At 71.7% G+C, this 15,297-nt stretch carries 13 protein-coding genes; 7 read left to right on the top strand and 6 right to left on the bottom strand.

Features of this window, described 5'->3' with window-relative positions; all coding sequences use genetic code 11:
- Nucleotides 1-56: 56 nt before the first annotated feature.
- Nucleotides 57-197 carry a hypothetical protein gene (locus ACWEN6_RS09420; RefSeq protein ID WP_452569765.1) on the top strand — a complete coding sequence of 47 codons (141 nt, stop codon included), beginning with the start codon at nt 57-59 and terminating at the stop codon, nt 195-197.
- On the opposite strand, the gene ACWEN6_RS09415 is transcribed toward ACWEN6_RS09420, so the two are convergent.
- Complete coding sequence (locus ACWEN6_RS09415) at nt 190-1,158, bottom strand: TIGR03557 family F420-dependent LLM class oxidoreductase (RefSeq protein ID WP_452569764.1); 969 nt, start codon at nt 1,156-1,158, stop codon at nt 190-192. The two genes, ACWEN6_RS09420 and ACWEN6_RS09415, sit on opposite strands and share 8 nt — an antisense overlap.
- A 455-nt stretch (nt 1,159-1,613) precedes the next feature.
- Between ACWEN6_RS09415 and rny the strand changes: the two genes are divergently transcribed.
- Nucleotides 1,614-3,233, top strand: coding sequence for a ribonuclease Y (gene rny, locus ACWEN6_RS09410; RefSeq protein ID WP_452569763.1), 1,620 nt, complete (start codon nt 1,614-1,616; stop codon nt 3,231-3,233).
- Nucleotides 3,234-3,378: 145 nt separating this feature from the next.
- On the opposite strand, the gene ACWEN6_RS09405 is transcribed toward rny, so the two are convergent.
- The 5 genes from ACWEN6_RS09405 to ACWEN6_RS09385 form a co-directional block, all read right to left on the bottom strand.
- Nucleotides 3,379-5,280, bottom strand: coding sequence for a S9 family peptidase (locus tag ACWEN6_RS09405; protein WP_452569762.1), 1,902 nt, complete (start codon nt 5,278-5,280; stop codon nt 3,379-3,381).
- Nucleotides 5,281-5,455: 175 nt separating this feature from the next.
- The gene (locus ACWEN6_RS09400) at nt 5,456-6,334 is read right to left on the bottom strand and encodes an amino acid ABC transporter permease (protein WP_452569761.1); all 879 of its coding nucleotides are present in this window, start codon (nt 6,332-6,334) and stop codon (nt 5,456-5,458) included.
- Nucleotides 6,331-7,014: an amino acid ABC transporter permease gene (locus ACWEN6_RS09395; RefSeq protein WP_452569760.1), complete on the bottom strand. Its 684-nt coding sequence runs from the start codon at nt 7,012-7,014 to the stop codon at nt 6,331-6,333. The genes ACWEN6_RS09400 and ACWEN6_RS09395 overlap by 4 nt, the downstream gene beginning before the upstream one ends.
- Nucleotides 7,015-7,075: 61 nt before the next feature.
- Complete coding sequence (locus tag ACWEN6_RS09390) at nt 7,076-7,933, bottom strand: glutamate ABC transporter substrate-binding protein (protein WP_452569759.1); 858 nt, start codon at nt 7,931-7,933, stop codon at nt 7,076-7,078.
- Between the two features lie 328 nt (nt 7,934-8,261).
- Nucleotides 8,262-9,017 (bottom strand): amino acid ABC transporter ATP-binding protein, encoded by a 756-nt coding sequence (locus tag ACWEN6_RS09385; protein WP_354835133.1) that lies wholly within the window; start codon nt 9,015-9,017, stop codon nt 8,262-8,264.
- Nucleotides 9,018-9,211: 194 nt separating this feature from the next.
- On the opposite strand from ACWEN6_RS09385, the gene miaB reads away from it, so the two are divergent.
- The 5 genes from miaB to miaA all read left to right on the top strand — a co-directional run bounded on the left by miaB (nt 9,212) and on the right by miaA (nt 15,290).
- A complete protein-coding gene (miaB, locus tag ACWEN6_RS09380; RefSeq protein ID WP_452569758.1) occupies nt 9,212-10,705 on the top strand; it encodes a tRNA (N6-isopentenyl adenosine(37)-C2)-methylthiotransferase MiaB in 1,494 nt (497 codons plus the stop codon).
- Between the two features lie 1,012 nt (nt 10,706-11,717).
- Nucleotides 11,718-12,893: a CAP domain-containing protein gene (locus tag ACWEN6_RS09375; protein ID WP_452569757.1), complete on the top strand. Its 1,176-nt coding sequence runs from the start codon at nt 11,718-11,720 to the stop codon at nt 12,891-12,893.
- 138 nt (nt 12,894-13,031) lie between these two features.
- Nucleotides 13,032-13,730, top strand: a complete 699-nt coding sequence (locus tag ACWEN6_RS09370) for a hypothetical protein (protein WP_452569756.1) — start codon at nt 13,032-13,034, stop codon at nt 13,728-13,730.
- Nucleotides 13,731-13,839: 109 nt separating this feature from the next.
- On the top strand, nt 13,840-14,367 hold the full coding sequence (locus tag ACWEN6_RS09365) for a methylated-DNA--[protein]-cysteine S-methyltransferase (protein ID WP_452569755.1): 528 nt from the start codon (nt 13,840-13,842) through the stop codon (nt 14,365-14,367).
- Nucleotides 14,367-15,290, top strand: coding sequence for a tRNA (adenosine(37)-N6)-dimethylallyltransferase MiaA (gene miaA, locus ACWEN6_RS09360; RefSeq protein ID WP_452569754.1), 924 nt, complete (start codon nt 14,367-14,369; stop codon nt 15,288-15,290). Before ACWEN6_RS09365 ends, miaA begins: the two co-directional genes overlap by 1 nt.
- Nucleotides 15,291-15,297: the final 7 nt, after the last annotated feature.

Raw genomic sequence — 15,297 nt, 5'->3', positions numbered from 1 at the left:
CTCGGATGTCTTCGAGTGACCCACTGTCACGATCCGTGGCAGGATCGTAGTGCCACGTGATCGCGGCGGTGGGGAGGAACCAGCTGGAGCCGGTCGTGAGGGCTTATGTCCGACAGGTTATCCATCGCAAGCGGCTGCGGACCTCGATCGGGTTCGAGGTGGATGTCGACCTCGATCTCGGGCGGGTGATCAGCTGAGGTCGCGGAGGGCTGGGAGAAGTTCTTTCTCGGCCCAGGCGAGGAACTCGCGCTGGTGGTCCGCGCCGATCTGCACCAGGGCCACGTGGGTGAAGCCGGCGTCGGTGAACTCCTTGACGGCGCGGACGACCGCGTCGACGTCGGAGCCGCACGGGACGTTCTTGGTCACGTCCTCCGGGCGGACGAACTGCGCATAGGCCTCAAAGTTCACCGGACCCGGCAGCTCTGACAGCACTTTCCACCCGGCTGAGAACCACTTCCAGAGCCGGTGGGCCCGTTCGGTGGCTGCCTGGACGTCGGTGTCGTAGGAGACCGCGAGCTGGCCGTACACGGGCTTGCCGGCGCCGCCGGTGGCGTGGAAGCGGGACACCAGGTCGGCGTCGGGCTGGACGGCGATGAGTGCGTCGCCGTACTCGGCCGCGAGGTCCACCGACTGCGCCCCGGAGGCGGCGATGCCGACGGGCACCGGCTCGGCGGGCAGGTCGTACAGCTTGGCGGAGTCGATCGTGAAGTGGTCGCCGCGGTAGCTGACGTACTCGCCGCCGAACAGGGCCTGGATGATCTCGATGGCCTCGCCGAACATCTCGTGGCGGATGTTGACCGGCGGCCAGCCCCGCCCGACGACGTGCTCGTTGAGGTGCTCGCCCGCGCCGAGGCCGAGGGTGAACCGCTCGTCCGACAGCGCGCCCATCGTCGCGGCCTTCTGTGCCACCACGGCGGGGTGGTAGCGCATGATCGGGCAGGTGACGTAGGTCATGAAGGGGATGCGCTCGGTGGCGTTCGCCACCGCTCCCAGCACCGACCAGGCGTAAGGGGAGTGGCCCATGTCGTCCAGCCACGGGAAGTAGTGGTCGGAGATCGTCTCGTAGTCGAACCCCGCGCGCTCGGCGGCGACGGCGTCCTCGACGAGCTGCTTGGGCCGGGTCTGTTCGCACATCAGCGAGTAACCGATCTGTACCATGGCCGCCCCATACCCCGGCGTCCCCGGATCGTGCCGGACGCGCGGAAAATTGCCCGAATCGGGTCGAGGACCAGACGGACCATCAAGGAGACCTCCGTCACTCGACAGAAGATCGTTTTCGCTACTTACCGCTGCATATCGGGATAAATCCGGCGCAGCGCCGTCGAGCGCCCGTTCCTGTGAGAGGACAAAAGTGGCTTGACGGGCGGACTTTGCTTGCTCGTTACCTCTCTGACGCTTAATCTCGACCACAGTGAGGAGTTACTCCGCGCAGTGCGGATTGCCATAACGGTGCACGACGGACGATCAAGACCGATCACACCCAGCGGACCGGCGCCTTGGCGCCGACGCGTTGGACATATTCGTCTGACCAGGATCGCCCGGTCGGGCTGGTCCGTGCTGTGCGTGTAACCCTCGCGTGCTGAAGCTCGCGACGCGAGGAGGGGTGGGCGCGCATGAGTTCGACAGTCGTGATCATGCTGGCGATAGCCGTTGTCCTGCTGGCGCTTGTCGCGATTGTCACGCTCGTCGTGCTGATACGCCGCACCGGTGTCGGCCGGTCCGGCACGCGGGGGCCCACCGCCGAGGAGATCGCCGACGTCCAGTCCGAGCTGGAGCAGGCCCGCCGCGAAGGCGTCGAGATCCGCGTGAAGGCCGAGTCGGACGCCGGGGAGATGCTCCGCCGGGCCGAGGCCGCCGCCGAGGGCGCCCTGCGGATGCGCAAGGAGGTCGAAGATGAGACCCGTTCCCTCAAGCACGAGCTGAAGGAGCTCAGGTCCGACCTCGAGCGCCGCGAGAACCGCCTGGCGGAGCGCGAGCAGCGTCTGGACGAGGAGGCCCGCAGGCAGGCCGAGCGCGGCAGGGAGCTCGCCGAGACCGAGTCCCAGCTCGCCGACCGCCGCGCCGAGCTCGACCACGTCGAGGACAAGCGCCGCGAGGTGCTCGAGCGGGTCGCCGGGCTGACCGCCGATCAGGCCAAGGCCGAGCTGGTGATGACCATCGAGAACCAGGCCAAGCGCGAGGCGGCGCTGATCGTCCGCGAGATCGAGGGCGAGGCACGCAAAGAGGGCGAGAAGCGCGCCTGCAAGATCGTCACGTTGGCCGTGCAGCGGGTGGCCACCGAGCAGACCGCCGAGTCGGTGGTCAGCGTGCTGCACCTGCCCGGCGACGAGATGAAGGGCCGCATCATCGGCCGCGAGGGTCGCAACATCCGGGCCTTCGAGTCCACCACCGGCGTCAACCTGATCATCGACGACACTCCCGAGGCCGTGCTGCTGTCCTGCTTCGATCCGGTGCGGCGCGAGACGGCGCGGCTCACCCTGGAGAAGCTCGTCCTGGACGGCCGCATCCACCCCCAGCGCATCGAGGAGGCCTACGAGCGCAGCAAGGAGGAGGTCAAGGACCTGTGCGTCCGGGCCGGCGAGGACGCGCTGGTCGAGCTCGGCATCACCGACATGCACCCCGAGCTCATCACCCTGCTCGGCCAGCTCCGCTACCGCACCTCCTACGGGCAGAACGTCCTCAAGCACCTCATCGAGTCGGCGCACATCGCCGGCATCATGGCCTCCGAGCTGCGTCTGGACCCGATGCTGCTCAAGCGCTGCACGGTGCTGCACGACATCGGCAAGGCGCTCACCCACGAGGTCGAGGGCAGCCACGCCCTCATCGGCGCCGAGATCGCCCGGCGCTACGGCGAGCACGAGGACGTCGTGCACGCCATCGAGGCGCACCACAACGAGGTCGAGGTCCGCACGGTCGAGGCGGTGCTGACCCAGGCCGCCGACGCGATCAGCGGCAGCCGTCCCGGCGCGCGCAGGGAGTCGCTGGAGGCCTACGTCAAGCGCCTGGAGCGCCTGGAGGAGATCGCGCAGTCCTACGACGGGGTCGAGAAGGTCTTCGCGATGCAGGCCGGGCGGGAGATCAGGGTCATGGTGCGCCCGGAGGCCATCGACGACATCCAGGCGCAGGTGATCGCCCGCGACGTGGCCAAGCAGGTGGAGGAGGAGCTGACCTACCCGGGCCAGATCCGCATCACCGTCGTCCGCGAGTCGCGCGCCACCGAGTTCGCCCGCTGACCTCAACCGCGCCGGCCTCCGCCCGCCGACCGGGCCGCGGTGATCTAGGCAGTGCCGGCCTCGTGCCCGCTGACTCCGTGCCCGCCGAACCGGCTCCGCTCACGTGGAGGGGCCCCTCAGACGGGGATGGACGCCGGCGGGAAGGTCAGAGGCGGAACAGGCGCTGATAGAAGGACAGCTCGGCGGCGAGCGCGGCGCTCTTGGTCTCGGCTCTGCGGAACTCGTGCCCCTCGCCCTCGAAGGCCAGGTAGACGCACGGTACCCCGCGCTCGTTCAGCGCGGCCACGAACGCCTCCGACTGCGCCGGGGGCACCACGGGGTCGTCCTGGCCCTGCAGCAGCAGCATCGGGCAGTCGATCTGACCGCTCCGCGCCAGCGGCTCGCGCGAAGCGTAGAGCAGAGGGTCCGCCGGGCCGACGAGCCACTCGGCGTACCGCGACTCGAAGTCGTGCGTCGAGGCGGCCAGCGGCCCCAGGGTGCTGACGCCGGCGATCGCCACGCCGCCGCAGAACAGCCCGGAGGAGCAGCAGGCCGCCATGGTGGTCCAGCCGCCCGCGCCGACGCCCCTGACGGCGATGCGGGCCGGGTCGGCGTGCCCGTCCGACAGGAGCCACTCGGCGGCGGCGATGGTGTCCTCCACGTCGATGACGCCCCAGTGGCCCCGCAGCCGGTCGCGGTAGGCGCGGCCGTACCCGGTGGAGCCGCCGTGGTTGACGTCGATGATGCCGATGCCCCTGCTGGTGAAGAACGCCTTGCGCAGGTCCAGGGCCGAGGTGGCGTGGGCGGCGGGGCCCGCGTGGACGAACACCACGTACGGCGGCGCGGCCTCCCCGACGCTCACCGTCGGGTTGGCGGGCGGGTACACGTAGGCGTGCACCCGCCGTCCCGAACGGCCGCGGATCTCCACCGGCAGGCAGGACGGCAGGTAGGCGGGGTCGGGCAGCGCGCCGGTGTCGCTGCGCACGCTCTCGGCGAGGCCCGTGGCGGTGTCGACCCGCACCACCGACCGGGGCACCCGAGCCCCGTAGGCGACACCGCACACGGTGGCGCCGTCGGCGCTGAGGCACGGCACCCAGCCGTCGTAGGGCAGGTCGAGGTCGGTGAGCACGCCGGTGCGCGGGTCGAGCACACCGAGCCGCAGGTCGGGCCTGCCGTGCAGGACCGCGAGCCTGCCGTCGGCCAGCACGGCGTACGGGGCGCCGCCGAGCTCGGCGGGCGCCCACGCGAACTCCTCCTCGGCCGGGTAGAGCGGGCGCGGCGCGCCGCCGCCGATCTCGTACAGGTTCCACCACCCCGACCGGTCGGACAGGGCGTACAGCGTGGAGGCGTCCTTCCAGCGGGGGGCGAGCACGGACTCCGCGCCGCCCATGATCTGACGCGAGGCGCCGTCGGCGAGCCGGGTGACCCGCAGCTCGGTGCCGGTCCAGGGCATGCGGGGGTGGTCCCAGCAGATGTAGGCGAGGTGCTCGCCGTCGGGCGAGATGGAGGGAGAGGCGTAGAAGTCGCTGCCCGCGACGCGCTGCCGGGGCTCACCGCCGGCCCGCAGGGGGATCGAGACGATGGACCGCACGACCTTCCCGCCGCCGGCGTGACGCTCCTGGACGCACCACACCTCGTCGCCGTGCACGGTGAGGTCGGCGTAGCGCAGGGCGGCGGGCGCGTCCGGCTCGGGGGTGATCGCCACCGGCTCGCGCGCCGGCCCGGAGCCGTCGTCGCGGACCAGGTAGAGCCGCTGGTCGGCGTGGCCGGCGAACACGACGCCGACCCCTGGCGCCACGGCATAGGAACGTCCGCCGTACTCGTGGACGCGGGTGCGGGCGTCCCAGGGCGGGCTGAGCAGCTCGCGCCGGGCGCCGCCCGCCGCGTGGTGGACCAGGGTGCGCCGCCCGCCCTCTGTGGGGCGGTCCTCCTCCCACCAGATCTGTCCGGAGTGCGCGGTGGGGTATCCGGGACGCAGTCCGTAGCGGACGACGTCGGCGGTGGAGATCGGCGAGGGCCAGGCACCGAACGGCGACTGCGGGTGCCCGGACGTGCGATCGGGGGGCATAGCCGCATCCTGCCGGAAAACCCCGCTCCGCGTGGCGGCTACGACACTGATCGTGTTTCACGTATCGCCACAAAGCACGCCGAGGCGGGATGTTTTCCCCCGTCCGACGTACCTGGGGCGGAGGAACGCGAACGGCCGGGGTCCGCAGGGGACCCCGGCCGTCGGCGAAGGCGGGTCAGACTCCGGTCTCGACCCCGACGCCGACCGCCGCCGGGGCGGTGACGACGCCCGCGCTCGTACGGCGGCTGCGCCTGCTGCGCCGCTCGAGCACGTTGGCGACGTAGCTCAGCGCCAGGTTGATCGCGATGTACACCAGCGAGATGACGATCGCGCTCGGGATGAGGTTGCCGAAGTTGGCCGGGATCTGCTTGAGCCCGAAGTTCAGCAGTTCCTCGTAGGCGATGACCCAGCCGAGGGCGGTGTCCTTGAGCAGGACGACCATCTGGCTGACGATGGCCGGCATCATCGCCGTGGTGGCCTGCGGCAGCAGGATGAGCCGCATGACGCCGCCCTTGCGCAGCCCCAGGGCGTACCCGGCCTCCGACTGGCCCTTCGGCACGGCCTGGATGCCCGCGCGGAACACCTCGGCGAGCACCGACCCGTTGTACAGCGTCAGGCCGGCGACCACGGCGGCGAACGCCGGCACGCTGAGGGTGTAGCCGCTCATGGTCGCGACCCCGGCCTGGGCGAAGAAGATCAGCAGCAGCAGCGGGATGGCGCGGAAGAACTCCACGACCGCGCCCGCCGGCCTGCGGATCCAGGCGTGGTCGGACAGCCTGCCGAGCCCGAAGACGACGCCGAAGACCAGCGCGAGCACGGCCGAGACGAGCGCGGCCTGGAGCGTGGCGAGCAGGCCGGGAAAGATCTGCCCGGTCCACACGTCCAGCCGCAGGAACGGCTCCCACAGCCGCCCGGCGAACTGTCCCTTGTCGGCCAGTCCCTTGATCAGCAGGTAGGCGATGCCGAGCACCACGACGGCCGACAGGAGGGTCAGGACGTTGTTGCGCAGCCGGGCCCGGGGGCCGGGGACGTCGAACAGGACGCTCGTGCTCATCGGACCACCGCCATCCGCTTGGCCAGCCAGCCGAAGAAGAACCCGGTGGGCAGGGTGAGGACCATGTACCCGGCGGCGAAGCCGAGGAAGATCGGCAGCGTGCCTCCGTAGTCGTCGAACATCTGCTTCATGACCGCCGACGCCTCGATGTAGCCGGCGACGATCACAATGGTGGTGTTCTTGGTGAGCGCGATCAGGATGCTGCCGAGCGGCGCGATCACCGAGCGGAACGCCTGCGGGAGCACGACCATGCGCAGCGACTGGGTGAAGGTCAGCCCGATCGCGCGGGCGGCCTCCGCCTGGCCGGAGGGCACGGTGTTGATGCCGGCCCGCAGCGCCTCGCAGACGAACGCGGCGGTGTAGGCGGACAGGCCGAGCGTCGCCCACCAGTAGTAGTTGGTGGCCGAGTCACCCGACAGCGACAGTTGCAGGGTGTCGCTCAGGCCGAGCGCGCACAACAGCAGCACCAGCGTGAGAGGGGTGTTGCGCAGGGTGTTGACGTAGATCGTCCCGGCGGCGCGGAGCACGGGCGTGGGGGACACCCGCATCGCGACCAGGACCGTGCCGAGGATCAGCGCCAGGATCGCGCTCATCAGGGTCAGGCGGATCGTCGACCAGAAACCGGTGAGGATCGTGCCGAACTGTTCGACGAGGGGGCTGAAGTCGAGAAACGATTCCATCGGGCTCCACCGGAGACGGGGAGCGCCGGTGAGGTGACCTCACCGGCGCGTGGACAGGGGATCAGCTGCAGCCCTCGGCAGGCGGCGCGCCGGTCGCGGTGAACTTCAGACCGGTGCCCGAGAAGTGCTTGTCGAACAGCTTCTGGATCGTCCCGTCGGAGTACATCTCGGTGATGGCCTTGTTGACGGCCTCGCAGGTCTCCTTGTCGCCCTTCTTCAGGCCGACGCCGTACTTCTCGTCGGTGAACGGGGCGCCGGTGACCTTGAGCGAGGAGCCTTCGCGCTTGGCGTAGCCGGCGAGGATCATGTCGTCGGTGGTCACCGCGTCGATCGCGTTGCCCTTGAGCTTGGTGATGCACTCGTCGTAGGCGCCGGCCGGGACGAGCTGGACGTCGACCTTCTTGTTCTCCTTGTTGGTGCCCTCGGCGATGTTCTTCCAGGAGTTGGAGCCGCTGACCTGGCAGATGCGCTTGCCCTTGAGGGTGTCCAGGGAGTTGATCGAGGAGTCGTCGGCGCGCACCAGCGTGTCCTGGTGGGCGATGTAGAACGGGCCGGCGAAGGTCACCTTGGGCTTGCGCGCCTCGGTGATCGAGTAGGTGGCGACGACCATGTCGACCTGGCCCTGCTGCAGGAAGGTCTCGCGGTTGGCCGAACGCGCCTCCTTCCAGGTGATGCCCTCCGGCGGGACGCCGAGCTTGCCGGCCAGGTAGGTGGCCACGTCGACGTCGAAGCCCTCGACCGTGCCGTCCGGCTTCTTCAGGCCCATGCCCGGCTGGTCGTACTTGACGCCGATGGTGAGCTTCTTGTCGTCCTTGGCCTTCTGGAGAGCCGTCGTCGGGCCGCTGTTGCCGCAGGCGGCGAGGCTGCCGGCCAGTGCCGCGGCGGACAGGAGCAGGGCCCCGAACCGTCGTGAACGCATATGCGTGTACCTCAGCTTTCTTGGTGACGTGCGTAACAGCGTGACGAGCGCGACGTGCGACGTGCGTGACATGCGTGAGCTGCAAAGAGCGTGACGTGCGAACAGCGTGACCTGCGGTGTTCCAGGTGCGGAACGGCGTGACCGGCGGTGCGTGCGGACGAGCGGTTCTCGCACGGGCGACGTGCGGACGGACGGCCTTCCTCGCCCCACCTTGCCGACCCGTGATCGCGAGACGTTAGGTGCTCGCTCGGGCGATCTTGGAGTGCGGCGGCGCGGCGGTCCCGTGCCGCCTGCCGTTCGGGCCGCCCGTGCGCGTCCACGGCCCAGGTCAGTGTGTCAGGATCTTGGACAGGAAGTCCTTGGCCCTGTCGGTGCGGGCATTGGTGAAGAACTCGTCGGGGGTGTTCTCCTCCACGATCTGGCCCTCGGCCATGAACACGACGCGGTTGGCGGCCCGGCGGGCGAAGCCCATCTCGTGGGTGACCACCACCATCGTCATGCCCTCGCGCGCGAGCTCGATCATGACGTCGAGCACCTCCTGGACCATCTCGGGGTCCAGGGCGGAGGTGGGCTCGTCGAACAGGATCATCTTGGGGTCCATCGCCAGCGCGCGGGCGATGGCCACCCGCTGCTGCTGGCCGCCCGAGAGCTGGGCGGGGTACTTGCCCGCCTGGCTCGCGATGCCCACCCGTTCGAGCAGTTCCATGCCGCGCTTCTCGGCCTGCTCGCGCGGCACGCCCCTGACCTTGACCGGGCCGAGGGTGACGTTCTCGAGGATCGTCTTGTGCGCGAACAGGTTGAAGGACTGGAACACCATCCCGACGTCGGATCTCAGCCGGGCCAGCGCCTTCCCCTCGGAGGGCAGCGGCTGCCCGTCGAAGACGATCGTGCCCGAGTCGATGGTCTCCAGCCTGTTGATGGCGCGGCACAGCGTCGACTTCCCGCCCCCGGAAGGGCCGATCACCACGACGACCTCCCCCCGGGAGACCGTCAGGTTGATGTCCCTGAGCACGTGCAGGGCACCGAAGTTCTTGTTGACGTTCTCGACTCTGACGAGAGGAGTCGCGTCCCCGTTGTCCTCCATGGTGGACAACGTAAGTGGTCCGGGGCACTGGTCACTAACCAGGCGGTACCGATCGCATCACGGCCTGGTCACGACGGGACGCCCCGGCGGATGGAACGATTCATCAGGCGCGGGGACGCCGGCCGCCTGCGGGGCGGCGCCGGGGCGCTCCGCGTGCGCGCGGCCGCGAGGAGCGCCTACCCTTGTCTGTTGAGATGACTGTCACCGAGGAGCGCACCCGCACGTACGAGGTCATCACGTACGGGTGCCAGATGAACGTCCACGACTCAGAGCGCCTCTCCGGCCTGCTGGAGGACGCCGGGTACGTCCGCCCGGGCGAGGGCGAGACGGCCGACGTGGTCGTGTTCAACACCTGCGCCGTGCGCGAGAACGCCGACAACCGGCTGTACGGCAACCTCGGCCATCTGCGGCCGGCCAAGATGCGCAACCCGGGCATGCAGATCGCCGTGGGAGGCTGCCTGGCGCAGAAGGACCAGGGCGAGATCGTCCGCAAGGCCCCGTGGGTCGACGTGGTCTTCGGCACCCACAACATCGGCTCACTGCCGGTCCTGCTCGAACGGGCCCGCATCGCGCAGGAGGCCCAGGTCGAGATCAAGGAGTCGCTCGAGGTCTTCCCGAGCACCCTGCCGACCAAGCGCGAGTCGCCCTACGCCGCGTGGGTGTCCATCTCGGTCGGGTGCAACAACACCTGCACTTTCTGCATCGTCCCGGCGCTGCGCGGCAAGGAGAAGGACCGCCGCCCCGGCGACGTCCTCGGCGAGGTGCGCTCCCTGGTCGACCTCGGCGTCCTTGAGATCACGCTCCTCGGGCAGAACGTCAACACCTACGGGGTGGAGTTCGGCGACCGGCTCGCCTTCGGCAAGCTGCTGCGCGCCTGCGGCGACGTCGAGGGCCTGGAGCGGGTGCGCTTCACCTCCCCGCACCCTGCGGCCTTCACCGACGACGTCATCGCCGCCATGGCCGAGACGCCGAACGTCATGCACCAGCTCCACATGCCGCTGCAGTCGGGCTCCGACCGCGTGCTGAAGGCCATGCGCCGCTCCTACCGGGCCGAGCGCTACCTCGGCATCATCGAGCGGGTGCGCGCCGCCATGCCGGACGCCGCGATCTCCACCGACATCATCGTCGGCTTCCCCGGCGAGACCGAGGAGGACTTCCAGGCCACCCTGGACGTCGTCCGCGCCTCGCGCTTCGCCAACGCCTTCACCTTCCAGTACTCCATCAGGCCGGGCACGCCCGCGGCCACCATGGACGGCCAGGTGCCCAAGGAGGTCGTCCAGGAGCGCTACGAGCGGCTGGTCGCCCTGCAGAACGACATCTCCTGGGCCGAGAACAAGGCCCAGGTGGGGCGCACCCTGGAGGTGCTGGTCGCCGAGGGCGAGGGCCGCAAGGACGAGGCGACGCAGCGCATGTCCGGCCGCGCGCCCGACAACCGCCTGGTGCACTTCGTGCCCACCCTGCGCGACGGCGCCGACGCCGCCGCGCCGCGGCCGGGGGACATGGTCACCGTCGAGGTCACCTACGCCGCGCCGCACCACCTGGTGGCCGACGGCCCCGCGCTGGGGCTGAGGCGCACGCGCGCAGGCGACGCCTGGGAGGCCAGAGAGAGCGCGGCCTGCGGCACCGGCGGCGGCGCGAGCGCCCCGGGCACGGTGTCGCTCGGCATGCCCTCACTCCGCCGCGCCTGACCGAGCCCGCCCGGCACCCGTCGTGGTCTTCATCCCGGCCACGTGCTGGACGTGATCGGCGCCGGGTCGGCGGGTCGTGGTGCGGCGATGCCGGCGCCTGTCGCGGCGCCCGAGCCGGTGAACGGTCATGGACGGCGCACTAGTCGTGGAAGAGGCGCTCGCAGTAGTCCCTGCGGAAGTCGGTGAAGGTGGCGCAGGGGGTCGGCGTCCGGTCTCCTCCGCCGCCAGGTGCCTCGGGCCCGTCGAGCCGGCGGGGCGGGCGTGTCGGCGTGGGGCCCGGCCTCGCCTCTGGAGGCGGTCCGGGCAGGTCGCGGGGCGTGCGGGGTGTGTTCGGGTGGTGGGGCGCGCGCGGCGCGGGGCGCGGACGTTCCCGGGCCGTCGGCGGAGGTTTGGGACGGTCCACGAGCTCCAGCGGGCTCGGCCGGCGGTCGGGATACCGCCCTCCGTCCGGCGCCGGGCGCGAGCGACGGCGTCCGGCGTCCCTCCCCGACGGCCCGTGACCCGCTTGGCCGCCGCTCCCAGGACGGCCCGCCGCGAGGGTGCGGCCGTCTTCGTGCGCCGGTGGCCGCCGGGGAGGCGGCATCGCTCCGGTCCATCCGCGCCCGGCCGCGCCCGTTCGTGGTCCGGGCGCCACGGACGGCGGTTGACCTGGCCTTGTCCGGTGTTCGAATACTCCGCCGAGCGGAGCGCGGTCGCGCGGGAGCGCCGCGGGACCCGGACGGGGCGCGGGGGAGGCCTGCGCGCGCACGGGCCGGGAAGCCGGATCGGCCGGTGCCGCCGAGGATCCCGGCGCGCAGGCGCCGGCTCCGAGGATCACGCCGAGCCCCAGTAATCCGAAGATCACCGCCACGCCGCCGCGCGGCGTCACAGTTCGACATGAGATCGGTCCAAGTGATGACAAGTCGTGATTCTTCCGTGATTGAGGTGCGGTAATTCGTCCTATGGGGCTAGTGTGACGACCGCCCGCGGAAGCCGGAGTGCTTTCCCCCCGATAGGCCGCAGGAGTCACCACATGGATCGGCACGACCATCCGTCGCCGGGCCGCTACGACGAGTCCAGCTCTGCACTGCCCCCCGAGTACCTCTCGTCCGAGCCCCCCTCCCCATCGGGCTCCCGGAAGCGCACCCTCGCCATCTGCGCCGCGGCGGCCGTGCTCGCCGCCGCCGTCACCGCCGGAGGGGTCATCACCCTGACCGGCGGGTCCGAGCCGGTGAGCCAGCGCTCGTCCGAGCAGGGGCCGGGCTCCGGCGGCGTCGCGGCGGCCGGGGACGACGCGACGGACGACGCTGCGGACGACTCGGCGGACGACGCCACCTCGGACGACGCGTCCGACGGCGACGCCTCCTCGGGCGACGGCGGTTCGCAGGGTTCGACCGGTTCGGGCGGTGCCGACGGCTCCGGACAGGCCGACGAGGGCGGCACGCAGTCCGCGCCGCACGCCGACCAGGCCGAGCCGGTCGGAAAGGTCGAGACCAAGCAGAAGATGACCGGCCAGACCGGCACGAAGACCGATCAGCAGGCCGAGGGCCAGAGCGGCGGCCCCGGTCCGGACGGTCCGGCGGGCTACGTCGAGCCCTACCCGCAGCAGCCCGGACGGTCAGCGGGGCTCGGCGACGACCCCGGTCCCGGGCCGTCCGCGTCGCCGTCGGCCAAGCCTTCGGCGTCGCCGTCCGCGAAGCCCTCGTCCAAGCCCTCGACCAAGCCGTCCCCCCGGCCCTCTCCCCGGCCCTCCGCCAAGCCGTCTCCCCGGCCGACGCCGAAGCCGTCGAAGAGCCCGACCAAGTCGACGGGCGGGTCCTCGTCGGTCGTGGCCGCCGAGAACGAGGTGGCGCGCCTAACGAACGCCGCCAGGCAGGAGCAGGGCTGCGGCCCGCTGCGCATCGACGAGCACCTGCGGGCGGCCGCCCGCGGCCACTCCGACGACATGGCGGCCAAGGGGTACTTCGACCACACCTCGGCCGACGGGCGCTCCCCGTGGGACCGCATCAAGGCGGCCGGCTACAGCTCCAACATGTTCGCCGAGAACATCGCGCGCGGCCAGGCCACGCCGGCGGCCGTGGTGCAGGGCTGGCTGAACAGCCCCGGTCACCGCGCCAACATCATGAACTGCAAGCTCAAGGCCATCGGCGTGGGCGTGCACTTCGGCAGCGGCGGCCCCTGGTGGACCCAGGACTTCGGCGGCACCTGATCCCCGACCGCCGACGCCCGTGACGGGCCGGCCGGGTTCCCCACGGACCCGGCCGGCCCGTCCGCGTTCTCCCGCGCGATCCCGGCCCGTGTGTGCCCCGGCGCTCGCTCGGTGGACGGGCGGGGCTAGCCTGATCTTGTGCTCGTCGCCGCGGCCGTGTGCCCGCATCCTCCGCTGATCGCGCCCGAACTCGCGGGCGCGGCCGCGCCGGAGCTGGACGGGCTCAGGGAGGCGTGCGTGTCGGCGCTCCGGTCGCTGGCCGAGGCGGCGCCGGACGTGCTCATCGCCGTCGGCGCCGCCGAGGAGATCGCCGAGCCGGTCGCGTACGGCCCGGACGCCGCGGGGAGCCTCGCCCCCTGGGGCGCCGACGTCCGCACCGGCGCCGGGACGCCCGTCCTGCCGCTCTCGCTGACCGTCGGCCGGCTGCTCGCCGACCTGGCCGGCGCCGGCCCGGTGGCCGGGTACCAGGCGGTGCCCTCCGGCGCCTCGCCGCGGGAGTGCCTGCGCGCGGGCGCGGAGCTGGCGGGACGGGCCGGGCGGGTGGGCCTGCTCGTCATGGGCGACGGCTCGGCCAAGCTGACCGTCAAGTCCCCGGGCTACCATGATCCACGCGCCGAGGCCTACGACGAGGCGCTCGCGCGGGCACTCGGCGGCGCGGACGCCCGGGCCCTGGCCGCGCTGGACGCCGCCGAGGCGGCCGAGCTGTCGGTGGCGGGGCGGGCGGCGTTCCAGGTGCTCGCCGGCGCGGCCGGGGAGGCCCGGCCGCGCGGGGAGTTGCTCTACCACGACGCCCCCTACGGCGTCGGATACCTGGTGGCCCGCTGGAGCCTCGGGTAGGCCGTCCCTCCGATCGGGACGAGGGCGCCTCCGAGTGTGGTTACGGTGAAGACAGGGGGACGGCGAAGGCCGTTCCCGTGACCGACGACGCGCGGATGGACATGATCGAATGGTAGACGTCGCCTTCGGCAGCGTGCCGACACCGCTCGGTGACGTGCTGGCGGCCCTCACCCCGGACGGCGTGGCGGCCACGGCCTTCCAGGACGGCGACCGGGTCCGCCGTAAGATCCTCGACCGGCTCGGCGCCCGTGCGGTGGACGACCCCGGCCGCACCGCCCTTGCCCGCGAGGAGCTGGCCGCCTACTTCGCCGGGCGGCTCACCGGGTTCACGGTTCCGGTCGATTGGCGCCTGATGTCCGCGCTCCAGCGGCGCGTGCTCGGCACGCTTCACCAGAGCGTCGCCTACGGGAAGGTGACGACGTACGGCGAGCTGGCGGTGAGCAGCGGCGCGGGCGTCCCGGCCCGCGCCATCGGGTCGGTCATGGGAAGCAACCCCATCCCGATCATCGTGCCGTGCCATCGCGTCGTCGCGGGGAACGGCCTGGGCGGGTTCAGCGGCGGTGACGGCGTCGACTCCAAGCGCTGGCTGCTGACCCTCGAAGGCCATCTCCCGCCCACCCTCGACTGGGAGCTGTGATGAACGGCGAGCGGCGGCGCGGGCGTCCTCCGGTGGTGGCGGTCGTCGGGCCGACCGCGGCGGGCAAGTCCGACCTGGCCGTGGACGTGGCCCTGCGCCTGGGCGGCGAGGCGGTCAACGCCGACTCCATGCAGCTCTACCGCGGCATGGACATCGGCACGGCCAAGCTCACCCTCGCCGAGCGGCGCGGCGTCGCGCACCACCTGCTGGACGTCTGGGACATCACCGAGACGGCCAGCGTGGCCGAGTACCAGAGCATGGCCCGCCCACTGATCGACGCCATGGTGGCCAGGGGCACGGTGCCGGTCCTGGTGGGCGGCTCCGGGCTGTACGTGCGGGCGGCCCTGGACGACCTGCGCTTCCCCGGCACCGACCCGGGCATCCGCGCCAGACTGGAGGCCGAGCTGGCCGAGGCCGGCCCCGAGGCGCTCCACCAGCGGCTGAAAGAACGCGACCCGGTGGCCGCCGAGGCCGTGCTCGCGAGCAACGGCCGGCGCATCGTGCGCGCCCTTGAGGTCATCGAGCTGTCCGGGCAGCCGTTCTCGGCCACGATGCCCTCCTACGACGCGGTGTACGAAAGCGTGCAGATCGGGGTCGAGGTGCCGCGGCCGGTGCTGGACGAGCGCATCGCGCTCCGCGTGGACCGCATGTGGGCGGCCGGGCTGGTCGAGGAGGTCAGGACGCTGGCCGCGCGGGGGCTCCCCGAGTGCCGTACGGCCGGCCGTGCCCTCGGCTACGCGCAGGTGCTGCGGTTCCTCGACGGGGAGTGGACCGAGGAGCAGGCCCGCGAGGAGACCGTCAGGGCCACCCGGCGGTTCGCCCGGCGCCAGCAGTCGTGGTTCCGGCGCGACCCCCGCGTCGTCTGGCTGCCCTTCGACGCCCCGGACCTGCTGGAACGATCGCTGGCCCTCGTCGGGGCGTAGGATGTGG

The sequence above is a fragment of the Sphaerisporangium sp. NPDC004334 genome (assembly GCF_053602655.1).
This window is presented reverse-complemented; position numbering and strand designations above follow the sequence as displayed.

What these genes read in the sequence shown, in the direction of transcription:
- ACWEN6_RS09415 (WP_452569764.1), bottom strand. Translation starts at nt 1,158, where the DNA reads ATGGTACAGATCGGTTACTCGCTGATGTGCGAACAGACCCGGCCCAAG.
- rny (WP_452569763.1), top strand. Translation starts at nt 1,614, where the DNA reads ATGAGTTCGACAGTCGTGATCATGCTGGCGATAGCCGTTGTCCTGCTG.
- ACWEN6_RS09405 (WP_452569762.1), bottom strand. Translation starts at nt 5,280, where the DNA reads ATGCCCCCCGATCGCACGTCCGGGCACCCGCAGTCGCCGTTCGGTGCC.
- ACWEN6_RS09400 (WP_452569761.1), bottom strand. Translation starts at nt 6,334, where the DNA reads ATGAGCACGAGCGTCCTGTTCGACGTCCCCGGCCCCCGGGCCCGGCTG.
- ACWEN6_RS09395 (WP_452569760.1), bottom strand. Translation starts at nt 7,014, where the DNA reads ATGGAATCGTTTCTCGACTTCAGCCCCCTCGTCGAACAGTTCGGCACG.
- ACWEN6_RS09390 (WP_452569759.1), bottom strand. Translation starts at nt 7,933, where the DNA reads ATGCGTTCACGACGGTTCGGGGCCCTGCTCCTGTCCGCCGCGGCACTG.
- ACWEN6_RS09385 (WP_354835133.1), bottom strand. Translation starts at nt 9,017, where the DNA reads ATGGAGGACAACGGGGACGCGACTCCTCTCGTCAGAGTCGAGAACGTC.
- miaB (WP_452569758.1), top strand. Translation starts at nt 9,212, where the DNA reads ATGACTGTCACCGAGGAGCGCACCCGCACGTACGAGGTCATCACGTAC.
- ACWEN6_RS09375 (WP_452569757.1), top strand. Translation starts at nt 11,718, where the DNA reads ATGGATCGGCACGACCATCCGTCGCCGGGCCGCTACGACGAGTCCAGC.
- ACWEN6_RS09365 (WP_452569755.1), top strand. Translation starts at nt 13,840, where the DNA reads ATGGTAGACGTCGCCTTCGGCAGCGTGCCGACACCGCTCGGTGACGTG.
- miaA (WP_452569754.1), top strand. Translation starts at nt 14,367, where the DNA reads ATGAACGGCGAGCGGCGGCGCGGGCGTCCTCCGGTGGTGGCGGTCGTC.